Here is a 19,253-nt window from a genome sequence, read left to right as displayed (position 1 = left end):
TCCTATGAAATAAAGATTCTCACATTAACGTTCTCATGTTCCATTTGATTAAGTTCTAATCCTGGTGCTGTCACACCAAAGTCTGATTCGTTCAATGTGAAGATATGTTGACGCGTACGTTCAATATGCGGAATCATATCTGACACAACTTGTTGCCCCGTTGTTTGACCAAGAGGGATTGCACGTACCGCATTCTGAGTTAAACTTGAAACATTTTGATACAAGTAATAATCAATAATCGTTTCGATATCAATACCTAAATGATGGCCTAACATTGTAAAGCAAATCGCTGGATGTAATTTAGCGCGCTTCTCAGTCATTTGCGTATGGTACCACGTCATCCATTCGCTATCATAAAGTTCCATTGCCAGTTTTGCCATACGTGTGCCCATTTGTTTCGTGCCGACACGTGTTTCGCGAGGCAAACTTTGAACATAGATTAAGCGGTCTAATCTTAATATTTCTTCTGTATCTTCATTTTCTAACGCTTGATAGACAAAACGCATAGCCAAACCGTCTGAGTAGGTTAATTGCTCATTTAAAAATAGCTGTAACCATGCTTTAAACGTCTTAGCATCTTTAACTACATCGCGTTGAATGTATGTTTCTAAACCAAATGAATGACTAAATGCACCTGTAGGAAATTGTGAATCACAGAACTGAAATAATCGAAGATGTGAATGATCAATCATGTGAATGTCCTATATGTCTGAAGGCTTTATTAACTTTACGGTCTTCATGACTGTAAGGAATGCCTAATGATTTTAATAAATCTTCGACCAAATAATCATATTGTACGAGCATTTCAGTTTCTGTAAATTGTGCAGGTAAATGACGATTGCCAAGTTGATGTGCGATATCGCCCATTTCTTGTAACGTACGTGGTTTGATAACGAGTAAGTCTTCAGAATTCACATCAACCACAATCATATTTGTTTCGTCTTGATATAAAATATCACCATATTGTAAATCAATAGGTTGTTTTAAACGGATACCAATTTCTGTGCCATGATCTGTTGTCACACGTTGAATACGTTTAACTAAATCAGCATTTTCTAAATAGACTTTTTCAACGTGCTTTTGTTTATCTTCAGCTGGTAAATTAGCGATGTTTCCTTGAATTTCTTCTATAATCATTAAACGTACCTCCTAGAATAAGAAGTATCTTTGAGTTAACGGTAATTCAGTAGCAGGTTCACTTGTCACTTTTTCGCCATCAACAAATACTTCATAAGTTTGTGGGTCTACATCAAGTTTAGGTGTAGCATCGTTATTCTTCATGTCTTTTTTCGTTAAATTACGAATGCCATGAACAGGTCGAACCATACGTTGTAGGTTTAAGCTACGGTAGATACCACTTTCGAATGCAGTTTTAGACACAAATGTAATGGCAGTATGCTGTAAATTGCCACCATATTGGCCATACATTTTACGATATTTTTGTGGCTCTGATGTTGGAATTGAACCGTTGGCATCGCCATTAACCGCTGCATTAATTAAACCGCCTTTTACAATTAGTTCAGGTTTAACACCGAAGAAGGCTGGTTCCCACATCACTAAATCTGCTAATTTACCACCTTCGATTGAACCAACATAGTCTGAAATACCATGTGTAATTGCAGGATTAATTGTATATTTAGCGATATAACGTTTAATACGGTTGTTATCATTGTATTCTGCATCACCATCTAAGAAACCGCGTTGTTCTTTCATACGGTGAGCGACTTGCCAAGTACGTGTTATCACTTCGCCTACACGTCCCATCGCTTGTGAGTCAGAACTTACCATACTAAAGACGCCCATATCTTGGAGTACATCTTCAGCTGCGATAGTTTCTTTTCTAATACGAGAATCTGCAAAGGCGATATCTTCAGGAATAGATGCGTTTAAGTGATGTGTAATCATTACCATATCTAAATGTTCGTCGACAGTATTTTGTGTGTAAGGTAATGTTGGGTTGGTAGATGAAGGTAAGATATTAGGATATGATGCGGATTTAATTAAGTCGGGCGCATGTCCACCACCTGCACCTTCAGTATGATACATGTGTAAGACACGTCCTTTAACTGCTGCCATTGTATCTTCCATAAATCCAGCTTCATTTAATGTATCAGCGTGAAGGGCAATTTGAACATCGAATTCATCTGCAACGGCTAATGCGTGATCAAGTACTGATGGTGTTGCACCCCAGTCTTCGTGAACTTTCAATCCAATGACACCTGCATGAATTTGTTCGATGAGCGCAGTGTGATTAACAGCTTGACCTTTACCAGTGAAACCAACGTTAATAGGGAGTTGCTCAGCTGCTTCAAGCATGCGATGTATATGCCAAGGGCCAGGGGTTACTGTCGTAGCTTTAGTACCTTCAGATGCACCAGTTCCGCCACCAATGTGTGTAGTAATACCACTTTCAAGTGCTACTTCAGCTTGTTCCGGATTAATAAAGTGAACGTGTGTATCAATACCACCAGCTGTCACAATTTTACCCTCAGCTGAAATAATATCTGTTGTCGCACCAATAATGATATCAATATTATCCATAATATCTGGATTACCTGCTTGGCCAATGGCAAAGATGTAGCCATTTTTAATGCCAATATCTGCTTTAACTACTTTATCGTAATCAATAATAACTGCATTTGTTATAACTAAATCTGCAACATAACGGTCGTCACGTGTCACATTAGGATTTTGCCCCATACCGTCACGAATTGATTTACCGCCACCGAAAGTGACTTCATCTCCGTAACTTGTATAATCGTGTTCAACTTGAGCAAATAAATTTGTATCACCTAGACGAATTGAATCGCCTGTAGTCGGACCATAAAGACTGGTATATTGAGATTGCGTCATTTTAAAACTCATTAATCTTGTCCTCCTTTTTTATTGACGTTTTCTTCGCCTTCGTCATGAAATACACCGGCGTAGTCATCATTCTCGTCGGTAGGACGGTAAACGCGACTTTCATCAATTTTGCCATTCACTAAACCACGGAAACCATATATATTACGATGGCCTACATATTCAACAAGTTGAACTTTTTTCTCGTCTCCTGGTTCGAAACGTACGGCTGCACCAGCGGGGATATCTAAGTGTTTGCCATAAGCTTTTTCACGTTCAAAATTTAATGCTTTATTAGCTTCAAAGAAGTGGAAGTGAGAACCAACTTGTACTGGACGGTCACCAGTATTTTTAACAACAAGTACCGTTTCCGCGCGTCCTTGATTAATTTCGATTTCAGTATTTTTAACAATAATTTCTCCAGGAATCATACTATTGCCTCCTTAGACGATTGGATGATGGACTGTAATGAGTTTCGTTCCATCTGGAAATGTTGCTTCGATTTCAATTTCTTTGATCATGCTTGCAACACCTTCCATGACATCTTCTTCATTTAGTATTGTTTTGCCATAGCTCATTAATTCGGCTACGGTTTTACCGTCTCTTGCACCTTCAAGTAATTCATCACTGATTAAAGCAAGTGCTTCAGGATGATTTAACTTTAAACCACGTGCTTTACGACGTCTTGCAACTTCTGCAGCTACAACAATCATCAACTTATCTTGTTCACGCTGAGTAAAATGCATATCTATTCCTTCTTTCCATTTGAAAATAAAGTTCGTAGTTTTAATGTTAGAACTGTTAAGAATATTGTACAAGCAATATAGTCATACAATTATTTTAAATCCAAACTCTAATTGTATTTCTACATGATTAAATTTTGTAAAAGTATTTTGTAAGTTGTAGTAATAGTGCTAGAATTTAAAAGAATGAAGTGTAATAAGAAAAGAGTAAGGTGAGTTTGTGAAGTATATTGATGTTTTTTTCAAAAATATAGCGCAAGTTGTGTTTATGAATAACAAATGGTCAGGGGTACTGATTTTAATTGGTTTGTTTGTGGCTCGATGGGAGATCGGTATAGCGGCTATGATAGGTAGCGTATTAGCGCTCTTATTGGCACCCTTCTTCAATTATAGTGAAGCGGAAATTCAAGATGGCTTAGCAGGGTATAATGCTGTGTTAACGGCTATTGGTTTAGCATTGTTCCTTCAATCTACAATGGTAGCTTGGGTTGTATTGCTGATTGCGACCATTTTAACGTTGCCTATGGGGGCGGCCATTAGAGAATGGTTAAAGCCATTTGGTGTACCTATGCTAACATTTCCATTTGTATTGATGACGTGGTTAGTGTTAGCAATGACGACACAATTTTCGAAATTAAAAGTGACAATTGATATATTGCCACAACAAGTAAAACATCCAGATATTAGTCATAATCATATCAGTTGGCTAAGTGGTATTACTACGAACTTCAGTGAAATCTTTCTAGTGACGTCTATACTGGGAAGTGTGTTAATTATAATAGGCATCTTTGTGGGATCGATCAAAGGTGGTATATACGCCATCATTTCCAGTATCTTAGCTGTTATCTTTATTGTGGCACTTGGTGGTGACTATCCATCTATTACGAATGGTTTATATGGATATAACGCTATACTTACAGGTATTGCGTTGGGTGCGATATTTACGACGAAATTAAATGCGTATATCGCAGTCATTACAGGGTTGTTATTAACTGTAGTAATGCATGGTGCACTCGCAACGTTACTTGCACCAGTAGGATTACCTGTATTTACGGCACCTTTCATATTTGCCACATGGATTGTGATGTTCGCTGGCAAGGCATCAGTTGAAGAAACAAATTAAATGTTATAATAAAAAACCATCAACCGACCAGGTATTCTGGTCGGTTGATGGTTGTTATGCAAGTATGGCACTATTTATTTGCAGAATCTAATAATTTTTTCTTTAAATCTTTACGTTCAAAGTCAAGAGAATAGGGATCGTTTAACCAATATACACCCTCGTCAACTTTAAATGTTTGTCCTTTTTTAACTGCGTCTGTATTTTTCCAAACATCTTTATTTTCGAATGAAAGGTCAGCCCCTTTAGCAACAGGTGTTACGACATAATCACCAGCCATTTCTGGAATTTGTTCCGCAGAAATATCAGCTAAATCTTCTTTTTTAGTTGCACTTTCAACTTTACTTGGCATTTTTAGGCCGAATGAATCGTAAAGTACTTCGCTACCGTGACCATAAGTTTTACCTAAAACATAGATTTTTTTATCGAAATCTTTGATGATTGAGACAGTAGCGTCTTCACCAATGGCATCCTTAATTTCTTTACCATCATCTTTGGTTTTATCTTCCCATTGATCTACCCATTTTTGCGCTTTATCTTCTTTACCGATAATTTTACCTAATTCTAAATGTTGTTCTTTATAATCATGCTTCATATAATCAAATGCGACAGTAGGTGCGATTTTTTTCAATTTTTTCAAGTTTTTGTCAGTATTATAAGTAATGATTAAATCTGGTTTCGCTTTAGCTACAGCTTCAACGTTTTCGGGATCAATTTTCTTAACATCTTTAAATTTATCTTTTAATACTGAACTATCATCAACATTTTTAGCTACAGCTTGAATGTTAGCATCAAGTTCTTTTAAACCACCGGCATACGTTGTACCTAAAACAACGATTCGTTTAGGTTCCTTAGGAATTTTAATTTTATCCCCATCGTCAGTTGTATAAGATTTAGTATCTTCTTTAGCATCATTAGAACGATTATTATCGCTATTATTACCACAAGCAGCTAAGGCTAAAATAAATACTAACGCTACAGCAAATAATTTTCTCAAAACATCCATCTCCTTTTATATGTATAATGCAATTATATAGGAAATTAAAATGAAGCAAAAGGTGAAATAGAATGACATTAGATAGTCACGATAAAATTGCGATAGTGCTCATCATAGTATTTGTATTTATTAGTACATTTTCAATGCCGGAAATTTACGAATTAATATTAAAGAGCATTATTGTTCTAGCCATTGTAGTTAATTTAGTTATGAAATTCATTGAAAAGCGTAAAAACAAATAATTTAATATTAAATAAAATTAATGTCATGTAAAAATTACGTTAAGCTATAAATGATATGTTATATATAGTATAAAAATGTTATATAATATTCAGTGATCGGCATAAAATCACTTTGTTATATAAAGGAGTAAATGCATGACTAAGAAATATTTGTTGAGTGTATTCACAGTTGTTCTCGCCATTGTTTTATGTGCATGTCAATCGACATCACACACGCAAGATAAAAAAGCGCAACAAGCATCGCAAAATAAAGAAGCAAACATGTATGCGAAAAAGAAAAATTCTGGACAAGAAGATTGGGTTGAATATAAAGGTGATGTGGCGCATGTCTTTTTTCATCCGTTAATTACAGATCCTAAGATCGCGTTCACTGGTGAAGCAAATCAAGCAAAAGGTAATAATGATTGGATGATTACTGTTGATGAATTTAAACGTTCACTTGATGAGTTATATCAACATCATTACATATTAATTGATCCACATGATGCCTATGATTTTAATTCTAAACCTATTAAGAAGAAAACATTAAAGCTGCCTAAAGGAAAGAAACCATTAATTTTATCCATTGATGATATGAATTACTATGATTATATGAGAGGAAACGGCTATGCAGACCGCTTAGTCTTAGACAAATCTAATCACGTTGTATCTGAAACAAAAGGTAAAGATGGGAAAGTAACACAAAGTGAAACGAATGATATCGTTCCGATTCTAAATCGCTTTGTGAAAGATCATCCCGATTTCTCACTGAATGGACAAAAGGGTGTCGTTGGTTTGACAGGATATAACGGTGTACTTGGATATCGTACCAATGAGTTAGACAGCAAAGATTATCATGAGCGAAAAGAACAAGCAATCAAAGTTGCAAACGCAATGAAACGTGACGGTTGGACATTTGCAAGTCATTCTTGGGGGCACATTGATTTTGCCAATAGTTCATATGATCGTATTGTGAAAGATACCGAACGTTGGAAGAAAGAAGTCACACCAATCATTGGACAAACAGATTTATTTATTTTCCCTCATGGCGCGCAAGATAGGGGCTCTGCAGGTTATCAATATCTAGAGCATAAAGCTGGTTTCAAATATTTAGCGGGCGTAGGTCCTAATAACTTTACTGATATCGGTGAGTATAGTGTATATCAAGATCGTGTTGCTATCGATGGTTTGAATCTTTATGACTTTAAATACAAGTTGAAACCATTTGTAGACCCTGACAAGGTTTATAGCAAAGAAGATCGTAGTTATTTTAAAGGTGACAAAGCGTATAAATAATCAGAAGTCACAGGCACATGACTCATCGCTATGACAAATGACAGCGAAATGAGCCTGGGACATAAATAATATGATGATGCTATTTTGCAAATTCGCAGTAGCTGACTGAACTAAAAATACGCTTAAATCAAGCTTTTCTCAGTTCTAGTCATCCTTGCGGGCGGGGCCCCAGCAAAGAGAATTTCACTAAGAAATTCTACAAGCCAAGCAAGTTGGGAGAGGGACGACGAATTTTAAAAGAATTCTGTTCCACTCCCTTAAATTTGGTTAAACCATTAAAAATTAGAGTTAATCATCATAATAAGAAACAGCATTCTAAGATGATGCGTTTATATATAGTTGTAATATCCATATAATATTGTTATAAAAAGTATTGTACAATATTATAAATATTTAAAAAGAGGGGATATATTGTTTAGTAAATTTGTAAAAGGGATAGGCGTCATCATTACGATAGCGCTATTACATACGTCGATAAGTTACGCGAGTGAATCGCCAGTAACGATTGCCAATAAAGAAAAAAATAGTAGCATAAGTAAGAAATATCAGCCTAGTGGTGTCATGTTGACTACAGATCAAGGGCAAATTTTATATAATTACCAGGGAAATCAACATGTTGATCCGGCATCTATGTCTAAAATGATGACCTTATATTTAACATATGAAGCCATTGACAATGGAAGATTAAAGCTTAACGATAAAGTAAAAATTACCAATCATTATGCAACCCTGTCTAATTTACCAAATTTATCATCAGTATCATTGCAACAAGGTCAAGTATATACGATTGAAGCACTAATCAAACAAACAACATTAGCATCAAGCAATGCTGCTGCGATGATATTAGGTGAGAAGATTAGTGGTAATAATGATGCATTTACTAACAAAATGAATCAACAAGCTCAATCATTTCATATGACAAATACAAATTTTGTCAATCCTGCTGGCGCGCAGAATCGCTTGTTAGGTCAATACGCACCATCTAAATTAAAAAACCAAGAATATCCTAAAAGTACAGCGAAAGATATGAACATTTTAATGCAACAGCTTATTTCAAAGCATCCTGAAGTATTGCAAATATCTAAGTTGACACAAGATACACAACAAGGCAATACGTTTAAGAGTACAAATTTATCGTTAAAAGGCCAACCGCTTTATTTACCTGGTACGGATGGGTTAAAGACAGGTACAAGTAATAAAGGCTATAACATCGCATTAACCAATAAGCAAAATCACTTACGTTTAAACGAAACGGTCATGAACGTTCAACCTTATGGCGATGAAAATGCAAAATATAATAGAAATCGAATAGGAAACAATATTATTAAACAATATCGCCAAAAATATGAATACAAGAAAGTATTAACTGAAGGTGACCATGAAATTGATGGCAAGAAATATCATGTTAAGAAAGATTTATATGATATCGTGCCAAAGGATAGCGCTCAGTGGCATATAGCCATCAATAAAGATGGTAAAGCCTATGTTCATTATCATAGGGATTTCTTACCAGGTAGTGACTACCCACGTGTTGCTGCAGATAAAAAATGGAAATGGTTCTAAATCGATAAATTAAATTAGAAAAAATGTCGCTAAGCTTTCAACTTGGCGACATTTTTCAAATTATGAAATACCTTAAATAAAGGGCGTTTTAGCTCAGTTTCTTCAAATGGATTTCTCTAGCACCACATATCATATTCACAATTTCATTCGTTACTTTATCAATCGATTGTTGTTGTCCATGTTGAATCCAATTCGTGATGACGCTTAAAATACCTCCAGTTAGAAATTCTCCATATATGGTTACATCTACATAAAATTGTCCACTTTGTTTATCAAAGGCAATTTGCTTTTGAACGGCTTTATAGATTTGTTCATAAAAAATCGTATAAACTTCGCCGTAAAAATTGAGAGTTATAACGCTACGGACCATGTCTTTATTATCGTGAATAAATGTCAAAACATCTCTCATCAATTTCTCAAAAAATTGTCGTGGATTGTCGGGATTAATGTCTGGTAAATATAGCTCTCTAAAATGATCAATCAACGTGCCGACAACGTGATTTAACAAGTCATATTTATCATTAAAATGACGATAAAACGTAGATCGTCGTACGTTGGCTTTGGTACATAAGTCCTGAACTGTAATCTGTTCAAATGATTTCGATTGCAATAGTTCAGAAAATGAAGTAATTAGCGCTTGATGTGTCTTTTGGACGCGTAAATCTTGTTTGGTCAACATCATCACTCCTCATATCGGACAGTTTAATTAAAATGTCGCTTATGTTACAAACCCACATAAGTGACGCACAATTCTTGGCCTTCCTCATTTTATAATACAGTCGAAGGGTAGATTAATTTCTTTAAGATTACTAATAGTTTACTACTTTTCAATCTAAAAATTAAAAATAATGAACATTTGGGAAGTGATATATATGTACTATAGTAACGGGAATTATGAAGCATTTGCCCGTCCTAAAAAACCAGAAAATGTCGCGCATAAATCCGCTTATCTTATTGGATCTGGATTAGCCTCGTTAGCTGCTGCATGTTTCTTGATTAGAGATGGACAAATGGATGGGTCAAAAATCCATGTTTTAGAAGAATTGTCTAAACCTGGTGGAAGTTTAGATGGCGATCAGCTTCCTTTAAAAGGCTATGTTGTTAGAGGCGGAAGAGAAATGGAAAATCATTTCGAATGTTTATGGGATTTATTTCGCTCCATCCCATCGCTTGAAATGGACAATGCTTCCGTATTAGATGAGTTTTATTGGTTAAATAAAGAAGATCCTAATTACTCACGTTGTCGTGTTATTGAGAAAAGGGGACATCAGTTACCTACTGATGGTGATTTTACTTTGACGCCACAAGCGATTAAAGAAATCATACATTTATGTTTAATGAAAGAAGAAGCATTAAATGATGTGACGATTACGGATGTTTTCTCAAATGATTTTATGCATTCGAATTTCTGGATTTATTGGAAAACAATGTTCGCATTTGAACCATGGCACTCTGCGATGGAGATGCGTCGATATTTAATGCGCTTTGTACATCATATTGGAGGATTAGCGGATTTCAGTGCCCTTAAATTCACCAAATATAATCAATATGAATCACTTGTTCTTCCTATGATTGCTTACTTAGAGTCCCACGGTGTGCAATTTCAATATGATGTTCAAGTCATGAATATTAAAGTAGATATCACAACAACAGAGAAGGTTGCTCGTGAAATACAACTTAAACGTTCAGGTAAAGATGAAGTTATTCCTCTAACGCCAAATGATTTAGTATTTGTTACGAATGGTAGTATTACTGAAAGTTCAACATATGGAGATAACAACACGCCCGCACCCCCTACAAAAGATATTGGCGGTAGTTGGACATTGTGGCGTAATCTTGCCAAACAGAGCCCTGAGTTTGGTTGTCCCGAAAAGTTCTATCGTCATTTACCGGACAAAAGTTGGTTTGTATCAGCAACTGCGACGACGAATAACAAGACAATTATTAATACCATCGAGCACATTTGTAAACGAGATCCTTTAGCCGGCAAGACAGTGACAGGTGGGATTGTTACTGTGAATGATTCTAAATGGCAATTGAATTTTACTGTAAATCGTCAACAACAATTTAAAAGCCAACCCGACGATGAGGTGAGCGTTTGGATTTACGCGTTATATTCAAACGTGAATGGTGACTTTATCAATAAACCAATCACCGAGTGCAGTGGAAATGAAATTTGCCAAGAATGGTTATATCATATGGGCGTACCTATCAATCAAATTGAAGACCTCGCTAAAAATCAATGTAATACGATACCAGTCTATATGCCATATATCTGTTCTTATTTTATGCCTAGAGCTGTTGGAGACAGACCACTTGTTGTGCCTAAAAATGCTCGCAACATAGCCTTTATTGGTAATTTTGCAGAAACAGAAAGAGATACTGTCTTTACCACTGAATATTCGGTAAGAACTGCTATGGAAGCAGTCTACCAATTGTTGGGCATAGATAGAGGTGTCCCTGAAGTGGTTGCAACAGAATTTGACCTTCGCATATTGATGGATGCCTTATATGAACTCACCGACCGTAAAAATTTATTAGAACTCACCGAACATAACAAAATACAGCAACTCGCACTCAACACTTTCTTGAAGAAGATTAAAGGCACATATATCGAAGCATTGTTGCAACAACACAAGTTACTATAAGTGTAGATACAAATGCTTAATGGCAGAACTCAACCCCCACATGACAGTTACGTTTGTGGGGGTGTTTATATTGTTATGTTAATTACTTATATATCGTTTTAAATGTTTAGCGGTTACGGAATTGTCGATATTGAAAATACCATTGGGTTCGCCCGCATAAAGTAATTGACCACCTTTATCTCCGGCATAGGGGCCGATATCAATTAACCAATCCGCCTGAGTCATCATCGTTAAATTATGCTCAATTAAGATAACCGTATTGCCTTCGTCAATAAGATGATTAAAACAATCAATAAGGATTGGCAAATCATCTTCATGTAATCCAGTTGTTGGCTCATCAAAGATAAAGAGCTTGTTCGTCACGTCTTGAGTAAGGTAGCGACTCAGTTTCACACGTTGAATTTCACCACCTGAAAGTGTATCTAATGATTGTCCTAAAGTCATATAATTGAGCCCTGTATCCGCTAATGCTTGAAGCGGTCGCGTGATACTTGGACTATCACTAAATTTCTCAATGGCCTCATCCACAGTTAATGCTAAAATATCCGCAATGGAATAACCTTCTACTTTAGCTTCTAACACTTCTGGACGATATCTTGTTCCACCACATAACTCGCATATTTGTGAAAAGTCTGGCATAAACGCAAGTTCAGTTTTTAAGACGCCTTTGCCATGACATTCTGGACATGCACCTTCTGAATTATAGCTAAACATACTTTTTTTAAGACCAGTGTTTTGGCTGAAGAAACTGCGCACATCGTCAAAGATGCCTAGATAAGTGAGTAAATTAGAACGATTAGATGCATGAACAGGTTTCTGATCAATAAAAATAGCATTTGAGTTACGTTCAAATCCTGCAGAAATGAGTGAACTTTTACCTGAACCCGCAACACCTGTAACGACAGTCATCGCATGTTTAGGTAGTTCAGTTGAGACATTTTGTAAGTTATTACGACTAATATTTGAAATTTGAAGCATGTCTTTTGCCGTACGTGGTGTCGTTTTGAGTTGATGTTCACGATTTAATGCGCGACCAGTACTCGTGTCCGAAGCGAGTAGTGCGTTGTACGAGCCAGTAAATGTAATGTCACCGCCGTTTTTACCGGCTAAAGGACCTAAATCAATAATGTGGTCAGCCGTCTTAATCACATCTGGGTCATGTTCCACAACAAGCACCGTATTACCTTTATCTTTTAAGGATTGAATGATGTCATTAATGCGTTGAATGTCTTCTGGATGTAGTCCAACACTTGGCTCGTCAATAATATATACAAGATCGCTTAGAGGACTATTTAAATGACGAATGAGTTTGATACGTTGTGATTCACCGCCAGATAGGGAAGTCGTTTCCCGTGCAAGTGTTAAATAGTTCAATCCGATATAACTTAACGCTTCTAGTTGTTTTTTGAGTGGCTCTATGATCACACGTGCCTTGTCGGATTTTATTTTTCTTAAAAAGGCTAACGCCTCATCAATTTGTAAATTTGTAAATTCTGCAATATTTAAACCATTAATTTTACAACTTAGCACAGTGTCATTAAGACGTTGACCATGGCAACTAGGACAGTCATGTTTCGATACGACACGGTCGATGTCTTCCTTAAAACGTTTCTTTTCAAAATTATCATTGAGTAGAAATGAACGACGAAAACGATGGATTAATCCTTCAAATTTCGCAGTCCTTGGCCAATTTGAGGGCGGGTTCTTTAATTTGGTTGGTTCAGTATACAGGAAGGTATCCATTTCTTCTTTCGTGTAATCCTTTAGTTTCTTATCATTATCAAATAAACCTGTATATAAATAACGTTTACCACGCCAACTGTCTGGTCTAAATGAAGGGAATTTAATTGCATCTTCATTCAGTGATTTATCATAATCAAGCAGTTCATTTAAATCTATATCTTCAACGTAGCCTAGGCCCGAACATGTTTCGCACATTCCTTTAGGATTATTAAAAGAAAAGATATCAGAGTAACCTACAAAGGGTCCGCCAATACGTGACCATAGAAGACGTACGGACGCGTAAATATCAGAAATCGTACCTACAGTTGAACGAGAGTTACCGCCAAGACGTTTTTGATTGATAATCATAGCAACCGGAAGATGTTTAATTTGGTCAACATCAGGTTTTTCGTATTGTGTGAGTTGATGTTGTACATAACTTGAATACGTTTCATTTAACAATCTTTCAGATTCTGCGGCTACAGTATTGAAGACGAGGGAAGACTTCCCTGAACCTGAACGACCTGTAAATACTGTTAATTTATGCTTTGGAATGGTTACATTTATATTTTTTAAGTTGTTTTGTTTAGCACCAACAATCTCTATGTTAGACATAATTTCACCTCTTAATGAGAAATGTATATTTTAAGGTTCTAAAGGCTTAATTTTGACATCTAAATTAAAGTATTCTTTTAGCAAAGCGCGATAGTTGTCAGAAGTTACGTCGTACTTATCTTTATGATCTTGTTTACTTAGTGTGAGATGTTGTAATGACATCGTAGCACGACCAAATGACTGAGGTTGCGTAACGATCAGTTGTTGCACAAATATAGAATCTGGGTGTTCTGAATTATATTGAATCATATCCGCAAAATCTTCGACTTGTTTGGGTTGAAAACGCGCTTCGTAACGCGTGACCCATGTACCATTTTCAAGCTTTTGAATACAATAGGTACCGTCATGTTCTGAAATCGCACGAAATTCGCCTGTAATATCTGTCACAGGATGAGTAGGGTCGGTATTGGTAATAGGTAAAGCTTGTAAAGGTAAATCTCCAAAACCTACGTCTGCAACATAACTGACACCATCAATTGGGACTACAAGTGACATATGTGAACCTTCTGGACTACGATTGCCATTCGGCTGTTCGACTGTCGCAGACATGCGATATACGGTGAACCCTTTGGCTTCAAGGTAAGTCCCAAAGAAATGATTCATTTCGTAACAGAAACCGCCACGGTGTTGAATAATGAATTTATCATATAAATCATTAATTTCTACGGAGATAGGTCTGCCATTTTGGACATTAATATTTTCAAAAGGAACCATAAGCATGTATTGCTTAATATAATAATTGAGTGCTTCAAGTGTAGGTTCATGATATTTTGATGCATCTATATTTAAATAGTGTTCGATAGCTTGAATATCCATTAGATGAGGACTCCTTTTTAAGTGCGTTTAGTCATCCATACCCTATAAAAAGTTGAATGACGCATATAAGCAATGAATAGAAAGTGGTTCTAAACACTTGAGTGCCACTAATGTAGCGTGCTTAGAACCACTTTGAGTTTAAATTAAAATTGTAAATAACTTAAAAGTTATAATTCTTGTTTATTGAAAATGGCTATTGAAAGGAAATAAGAAGCCACCAAGCAAATGATGCCAAGTAGTGCATATAATCCTATGAAAAGGAAATCTGTAGGATTTGTTCCTAAATCAGAGAATGATCCTGAACGTACCACAGCTGATATAATGACACCAAAGTAAGTAATAAAGAATAAAATAAGAACGATAACAGATGTTGAAATCATGATGACATTTGAATTTTCTGGACCGAATTTAAAGGTTAACGGGAACATGATAGCGTATGTGCCTGCAGCACCTATACCAACTAAACCTGAAATAAGTGTTAACATCAAATTTTGGTGTATGGCCAATACTGCGATTAAGCCAATAATTAATCCGATGACGATGAGTATGCCGTAAAATGCGAAATAGCTTTTAATATAAGCGCTACGATGTGATGGCAATGTTGAGATATAGTACATCCATTTAGAATCTTTTTCGCGTTTCAAGTTATCTGTCACTGGTGACAATAAGAAAAGCATTGGTAAGAAACATGCCATTGCTGGATTTATAAACGCGAATAAGACACTAGCTACAATGGCTACAATGAAATATGTGATAAGTGACTTTTTAGTTGCATAGAAACTACTTAAAATAAGACCTTTCATTATTTATCACCTCTCATAATTAATTTTGTTGCGTCATCAATAGTGTTAAGTGGGTGCGCATTTGTAACGCGTGACCAATCATTAATTAAGATTTGACGTTTACCGTGTCTTACTCTTGAGGCAATGATGATATCTTGTGGAATGTCTAAATCATCTTGTTCCTCAATTTCTACAATACCGTATTGTTTTAACAATGCTTCCTTATTTTCTTGAAGGACAACTTCACCATCACGCATAAACACTAATTGTGTAGCGAGATGCTCAATATCTTCAGAAATATGAGATGAAATGAGAATACCATTGCCTTCTGAAATATAGTCTTCCAACATTTCAATGACTTCTTCACGACCTGATACGTCCATACCCGCAGTAGCCTCATCCAGAATGAGTAACTTTGTATCATGCGCTAAAGCCATAGCTAAGGCTGCTTTCATACGCATCCCTCTTGAGAACGTCTTAATTTGCGCGTTAGTTGGTAATTCGAAACGCTGAATGACTTCAAAGAAACGATCACTGTTCCACGTTTTGAAAATATTCACAAAAACCTTATCCATATCTTTAATTTCGAGTTTATCAGGCACACGTAAGTCATCAAATACAACGCCAATATGCTCTTTGTATGCATAATCCTTATCTGAGACAACTTGATCAAAAAATGAAATCTCTCCAGAATCTTTAAAACGGTTACCAACTAATGTATTAATCAATGTTGATTTACCTGAACCATTCTTACCAATTAAACCAATCACTTCACCAGGTCGAAGTGTTAAAGAAATATCTTTCAAATGGAATTGCGATTTTCTATACGACTTGTTGAGATGTTGCACTTGTAGTAGATGTTCCATAATAATCCTCTCTTTCTGTTGATTAGGTTTTGGATTTAATTTAATTAAAGATTAGTTACGTTTATCATAATATAGATTAATTAATAAATAACTACTATTTGTAAAATTTACGTACTTTTAACATATAACCAAATGTGTTGTAAGCGAATAAAATGATTAAGATGCCAACGCCAACTGCTTGGTTAATACCTGTAACGATTGAAAAGATACCTAAGAAAATAGCGCCTACCATGATTAAGGAAATATTGACGTGATATACTTTAAACATTGATTCAAGTGTAATATGACGCTCACCTTCATCCATATTTTGTAAAATACGTTCTGTATAATTGGCTTCGCCTTGTTTAGGCATACGCGTGTCAAATTTTCTATAAAAGAAACCAAGTATGGTTGACGGAATTAATGTCAATATAAATGGCACAATGACTAAAAATAAAATAGATGATGGGCCATTACCTAAGGCAATAATAAATATGTTTAATAAAGCGACTAATACTGTAATGTAATATAATGTGCCAGTTCTCATGAAAGTTAAATTAGCTTTTTGTTCATATTGATCGAGGTTGGCATCACTGGCATTTTCAGTTTTATGTTTGTATTTTAAAGATGTGTGAGAGGTCCTCCAAATCGCTAAGATAAGTCCAATATTAATTGTTGAAGCGATAATGGTAACGATAATCGTGAAATTGTATGAAGCGAAATGTAAGATACCAAAGATGTTCCCATCACTTAGCATTCCTATTAAGGCTCCTATCATTCCACCAATAATACCTCCTATCAATAAATAGAGTAAATACCTGCCTACTTTCATAAATCTCCCTCCTCAAAGATAAAGACATTTTCAACTGGTTCATTGAATATACGCGCAATTTTAACGGCTGTTAAAATGGACGGCATAAAATCATTCCGTTCAATCAAAGAAACTGTTTGGCGTGAGATACCAGCTTTCTTAGCGAGTTGTGTTTGATTGAAGCCATCGCGAGCACGCAATTCTTTAAGACGATTTCGCAATATTCATCAGCTCCTTGTCTATAACGTTACATTATCTTTGTCATTTTGACAAGTATAGTAGTCAAAAAGACCTATATTTTTGTCATAAAATTCTAAAAGGTAGCCTTCGGGTTGTCTGAAGTAAGACATCCTGAAGGCTTGATTTACCGTGTTTTACAATTCGTTAGGACCCATTGATTTAAATCGTTAAGATGATATTTTGTGACGATGGTTTGATTGACTTCATCCAATGTAATCGAAGATAAAGTGGAGATAAGTGTATGTTCAATTGTATTTAAAGCATGACTAACTACACACATTTCTGCTTTCTGACCTTCCTTTTCACCTAAGAAGGGTTTCAATAAATGCTGACTAGAAAAGATCGCGTCTCGACTTTCTATTGCTAGAAAAACATCATAAAATGTGATTTGATTTAAAGGCTTATTTAAAGAAAAGCCGCCATTTTTGCCTGTAGAAGAATTAACGAGATCTTCTTTCACAAGTGCTTTGATAATCTTCTTTAAATAAGAATCAGAAACATTTAAACGATCACTTAACGCGGTAGAGGTCATCACGCTATGTTTGGGTAGTAGGTTCAACATTAATAGAACATAGACAGCTTGCTCCCATCCTTTAGATAATTTCATAATAGTCCTCCAATGATAGACGTTTCTTTCATTATAAAATATAATATAAAAATTTTATATATTATGATTGAAAAATAGAAAGGGTGCATTATAATACTATTTAAAGACAACAAATATCTTAATTATCTTTAATCAATGACTAGGAGATGACATCTATGAATCTACATCAACGTTCGTACTTATATTTCTATATATGTATCATTTTGACGACCCTATGTATGGGATCTTCTTTTCCGACTGGGAAATACCTCATCTCAATTGAACACGTGCCCCCCATGCTACTCGGGGGATGGCGTTTTACTATAGCCGGACTGATTATCTTAGTGGTTTTATTGTTGAAAAGGGGCGTTAAAAACACATTACCATCAATTGATCATAATAGTTATAAAGGCTTTATATTTGTCGCTACAATCGGTTTATTACAAACGGCTGGAACAATGGGATTATTAAATATAGCAATGTCATTGGGTGTATCCTCTTCAATGTCTGCCGTTTTACTGTTTACCAATCCATTATGGTTAGCTGTTCTTGCGCATTTCATACTGAAAGAGCGGTTAACAATGATTAAAATGATTGCTTTAATCATTGGTGTGATTGGGGTTACGATTTGTCTAGGGTTAGATCGTACATTGTTAGGATGGGGGTCATTTGTCGCATTACTTGGTTCACTATGTTGGTCATGTAATACTGTTGTGACTAAACAATTTAAGTTTGATAAAGGTGCGTGGGTATTAACAGGATGGCAATTATTATTTGGCGGCATCATCATGTTCTTGATTAGCCAATTGTTAGGAGAGCACTATCACATTGAACAATTGAATGGTTGGGGATGGTTATGGTTTTGGTGGCTTGTATTTCCTGCGTCTATTGGATCATTTGGATTATGGTTTAGCAGTTTGAATTTACGTGGTGCTACGATTTCGAGTAGTTTTTTATTTTTAGTACCTTTATTTTCAACCATTTTCTCCATTATAGGATTAGGCGAACCTTTCACATTACACATTATGTTAGGCGGATTGTGTGTTGTAATCGCATTGATTGCGATTAATTATTCGCCACATCACCTAAGAATTTAAGATAGTAAATGTTTAAAAAATCGAATGATCGCACTAAATAGTTCTAGGATAATATTAATTATGAGTTCCCAAAGTGGTTGTTTGGATTTATCTTTTTTAGATTCAGACATCATATCACTCCTATGCTAGTTAGATTAACATAGCGACATTTTGATTGAAAATGTTACATATATGGAAGGTTTTCGAAATACTACATCCTTAAAATTATCTTAATATTAATACAATGAAAATATATGAAAACTTGCGAATACTGACTTAAGAAAATCAAAAAATCTGAACAAACCTCTTCACATGGTACCTATTTTTTTGT

20 protein-coding genes are annotated in these 19,253 nt (G+C 35.5%); 6 read left to right on the top strand and 14 right to left on the bottom strand.

What is annotated here, in order from left to right:
* Positions 1–2: 2 nt before the first annotated feature.
* From AK212_RS07205 to AK212_RS07185, 5 genes are read right to left on the bottom strand one after another with little or no spacing between them, the layout of a single operon-like run.
* Positions 3–692, bottom strand: a complete 690-nt coding sequence (locus AK212_RS07205) for an urease accessory protein UreF (RefSeq protein WP_053030036.1) — start codon at positions 690–692, stop codon at positions 3–5.
* Complete coding sequence (gene ureE, locus AK212_RS07200; protein ID WP_053030035.1) at positions 685–1,137, bottom strand: urease accessory protein UreE; 453 nt, start codon at positions 1,135–1,137, stop codon at positions 685–687. The genes AK212_RS07205 and ureE overlap by 8 nt, the downstream gene beginning before the upstream one ends.
* Positions 1,138–1,149: 12 nt before the next feature.
* Complete coding sequence (gene ureC / locus AK212_RS07195) at positions 1,150–2,865, bottom strand: urease subunit alpha (protein ID WP_053030034.1); 1,716 nt, start codon at positions 2,863–2,865, stop codon at positions 1,150–1,152.
* On the bottom strand, positions 2,865–3,272 hold the full coding sequence (locus AK212_RS07190; protein ID WP_053030033.1) for an urease subunit beta: 408 nt from the start codon (positions 3,270–3,272) through the stop codon (positions 2,865–2,867). The genes ureC and AK212_RS07190 overlap by 1 nt, the downstream gene beginning before the upstream one ends.
* A 12-nt stretch (positions 3,273–3,284) precedes the next feature.
* Positions 3,285–3,587 (bottom strand): urease subunit gamma, encoded by a 303-nt coding sequence (locus AK212_RS07185; protein WP_053030032.1) that lies wholly within the window; start codon positions 3,585–3,587, stop codon positions 3,285–3,287.
* Between the two features lie 217 nt (positions 3,588–3,804).
* On the opposite strand from AK212_RS07185, the gene yut reads away from it, so the two are divergent.
* A complete protein-coding gene (yut, locus tag AK212_RS07180; protein ID WP_053030031.1) occupies positions 3,805–4,707 on the top strand; it encodes an urea transporter in 903 nt (300 codons plus the stop codon).
* A 70-nt stretch (positions 4,708–4,777) separates the two neighbouring features.
* Here yut and AK212_RS07175 read toward each other — a convergent pair whose 3' ends face one another.
* A complete protein-coding gene (locus AK212_RS07175; RefSeq protein WP_053030030.1) occupies positions 4,778–5,701 on the bottom strand; it encodes an ABC transporter substrate-binding protein in 924 nt (307 codons plus the stop codon).
* Between the two features lie 71 nt (positions 5,702–5,772).
* On the opposite strand from AK212_RS07175, the gene AK212_RS13355 reads away from it, so the two are divergent.
* The 3 genes from AK212_RS13355 to pbp4 all read left to right on the top strand — a co-directional run bounded on the left by AK212_RS13355 (position 5,773) and on the right by pbp4 (position 8,781).
* Positions 5,773–5,943, top strand: a complete 171-nt coding sequence (locus AK212_RS13355) for a hypothetical protein (protein ID WP_154392021.1) — start codon at positions 5,773–5,775, stop codon at positions 5,941–5,943.
* Between the two features lie 135 nt (positions 5,944–6,078).
* Positions 6,079–7,218, top strand: a complete 1,140-nt coding sequence (locus tag AK212_RS07170) for a polysaccharide deacetylase family protein (RefSeq protein ID WP_053030029.1) — start codon at positions 6,079–6,081, stop codon at positions 7,216–7,218.
* 411 nt (positions 7,219–7,629) lie between these two features.
* The gene (pbp4, locus tag AK212_RS07165) at positions 7,630–8,781 is read left to right on the top strand and encodes a penicillin-binding protein PBP4 (RefSeq protein ID WP_053030028.1); all 1,152 of its coding nucleotides are present in this window, start codon (positions 7,630–7,632) and stop codon (positions 8,779–8,781) included.
* Between the two features lie 88 nt (positions 8,782–8,869).
* On the opposite strand, the gene AK212_RS07160 is transcribed toward pbp4, so the two are convergent.
* Positions 8,870–9,457 (bottom strand): TetR/AcrR family transcriptional regulator, encoded by a 588-nt coding sequence (locus tag AK212_RS07160; protein WP_053030216.1) that lies wholly within the window; start codon positions 9,455–9,457, stop codon positions 8,870–8,872.
* A 196-nt stretch (positions 9,458–9,653) separates the two neighbouring features.
* Here AK212_RS07160 and AK212_RS07155 point away from each other — a divergent pair, with 196 nt between their 5' ends.
* Complete coding sequence (locus AK212_RS07155) at positions 9,654–11,429, top strand: oleate hydratase (RefSeq protein ID WP_053030027.1); 1,776 nt, start codon at positions 9,654–9,656, stop codon at positions 11,427–11,429.
* 78 nt (positions 11,430–11,507) lie between these two features.
* Here the strand turns inward: AK212_RS07155 and AK212_RS07150 are convergent, their stop codons facing one another.
* From AK212_RS07150 to AK212_RS07120, 7 genes are all read right to left on the bottom strand, one after another.
* The gene (locus tag AK212_RS07150) at positions 11,508–13,766 is read right to left on the bottom strand and encodes an ATP-binding cassette domain-containing protein (RefSeq protein ID WP_053030026.1); all 2,259 of its coding nucleotides are present in this window, start codon (positions 13,764–13,766) and stop codon (positions 11,508–11,510) included.
* Between the two features lie 30 nt (positions 13,767–13,796).
* A complete protein-coding gene (locus tag AK212_RS07145; protein ID WP_053030025.1) occupies positions 13,797–14,582 on the bottom strand; it encodes an arylamine N-acetyltransferase family protein in 786 nt (261 codons plus the stop codon).
* A gap of 167 nt (positions 14,583–14,749) precedes the next feature.
* On the bottom strand, positions 14,750–15,385 hold the full coding sequence (locus tag AK212_RS07140) for an ABC-2 transporter permease (RefSeq protein ID WP_053030024.1): 636 nt from the start codon (positions 15,383–15,385) through the stop codon (positions 14,750–14,752).
* Positions 15,385–16,230: an ABC transporter ATP-binding protein gene (locus AK212_RS07135; RefSeq protein ID WP_053030023.1), complete on the bottom strand. Its 846-nt coding sequence runs from the start codon at positions 16,228–16,230 to the stop codon at positions 15,385–15,387. Before AK212_RS07135 ends, AK212_RS07140 begins: the two co-directional genes overlap by 1 nt.
* A 94-nt stretch (positions 16,231–16,324) precedes the next feature.
* Positions 16,325–17,041, bottom strand: a complete 717-nt coding sequence (locus AK212_RS07130; RefSeq protein ID WP_053030022.1) for a DUF3169 family protein — start codon at positions 17,039–17,041, stop codon at positions 16,325–16,327.
* A complete protein-coding gene (locus AK212_RS07125; protein WP_053030021.1) occupies positions 17,038–17,241 on the bottom strand; it encodes a helix-turn-helix transcriptional regulator in 204 nt (67 codons plus the stop codon). The genes AK212_RS07130 and AK212_RS07125 overlap by 4 nt, the downstream gene beginning before the upstream one ends.
* Positions 17,242–17,384: 143 nt before the next feature.
* On the bottom strand, positions 17,385–17,867 hold the full coding sequence (locus AK212_RS07120) for an RrF2 family transcriptional regulator (RefSeq protein WP_053030020.1): 483 nt from the start codon (positions 17,865–17,867) through the stop codon (positions 17,385–17,387).
* A gap of 155 nt (positions 17,868–18,022) precedes the next feature.
* On the opposite strand from AK212_RS07120, the gene AK212_RS07115 reads away from it, so the two are divergent.
* Entirely contained in the window at positions 18,023–18,943 is a 921-nt protein-coding gene (locus tag AK212_RS07115; protein WP_053030019.1) for a DMT family transporter, read from the top strand.
* The last annotated feature ends 310 nt before the right edge of the window (positions 18,944–19,253 follow it).

Origin of the sequence: Staphylococcus borealis, from assembly GCF_001224225.1 — a bacterium.
GTDB classification, from domain to species: Bacteria; Bacillota; Bacilli; order Staphylococcales; family Staphylococcaceae; genus Staphylococcus; species Staphylococcus borealis.
The sequence above is the reverse complement of the archived record's forward strand: the minus strand, read 5'-3'. Positions and strand labels throughout refer to the sequence as shown.

Bases quoted from the DNA above. Each gene is read 5' to 3' on its own strand.
- AK212_RS07190 (WP_053030033.1), bottom strand. From the start codon at position 3,272: ATGATTCCTGGAGAAATTATTGTTAAAAATACTGAAATCGAAATTAAT.
- ureC (WP_053030034.1), bottom strand. From the start codon at position 2,865: ATGAGTTTTAAAATGACGCAATCTCAATATACCAGTCTTTATGGTCCG.
- AK212_RS07115 (WP_053030019.1), top strand. From the start codon at position 18,023: ATGAATCTACATCAACGTTCGTACTTATATTTCTATATATGTATCATT.
- AK212_RS07155 (WP_053030027.1), top strand. From the start codon at position 9,654: ATGTACTATAGTAACGGGAATTATGAAGCATTTGCCCGTCCTAAAAAA.
- AK212_RS07120 (WP_053030020.1), bottom strand. From the start codon at position 17,867: ATGAAATTATCTAAAGGATGGGAGCAAGCTGTCTATGTTCTATTAATG.
- ureE (WP_053030035.1), bottom strand. From the start codon at position 1,137: ATGATTATAGAAGAAATTCAAGGAAACATCGCTAATTTACCAGCTGAA.
- AK212_RS07145 (WP_053030025.1), bottom strand. From the start codon at position 14,582: ATGGATATTCAAGCTATCGAACACTATTTAAATATAGATGCATCAAAA.
- AK212_RS07150 (WP_053030026.1), bottom strand. From the start codon at position 13,766: ATGTCTAACATAGAGATTGTTGGTGCTAAACAAAACAACTTAAAAAAT.
- AK212_RS07130 (WP_053030022.1), bottom strand. From the start codon at position 17,041: ATGAAAGTAGGCAGGTATTTACTCTATTTATTGATAGGAGGTATTATT.
- AK212_RS07205 (WP_053030036.1), bottom strand. From the start codon at position 692: ATGATTGATCATTCACATCTTCGATTATTTCAGTTCTGTGATTCACAA.
- AK212_RS07135 (WP_053030023.1), bottom strand. From the start codon at position 16,230: ATGGAACATCTACTACAAGTGCAACATCTCAACAAGTCGTATAGAAAA.
- AK212_RS07170 (WP_053030029.1), top strand. From the start codon at position 6,079: ATGACTAAGAAATATTTGTTGAGTGTATTCACAGTTGTTCTCGCCATT.
- AK212_RS13355 (WP_154392021.1), top strand. From the start codon at position 5,773: ATGACATTAGATAGTCACGATAAAATTGCGATAGTGCTCATCATAGTA.
- AK212_RS07185 (WP_053030032.1), bottom strand. From the start codon at position 3,587: ATGCATTTTACTCAGCGTGAACAAGATAAGTTGATGATTGTTGTAGCT.
- AK212_RS07140 (WP_053030024.1), bottom strand. From the start codon at position 15,385: ATGAAAGGTCTTATTTTAAGTAGTTTCTATGCAACTAAAAAGTCACTT.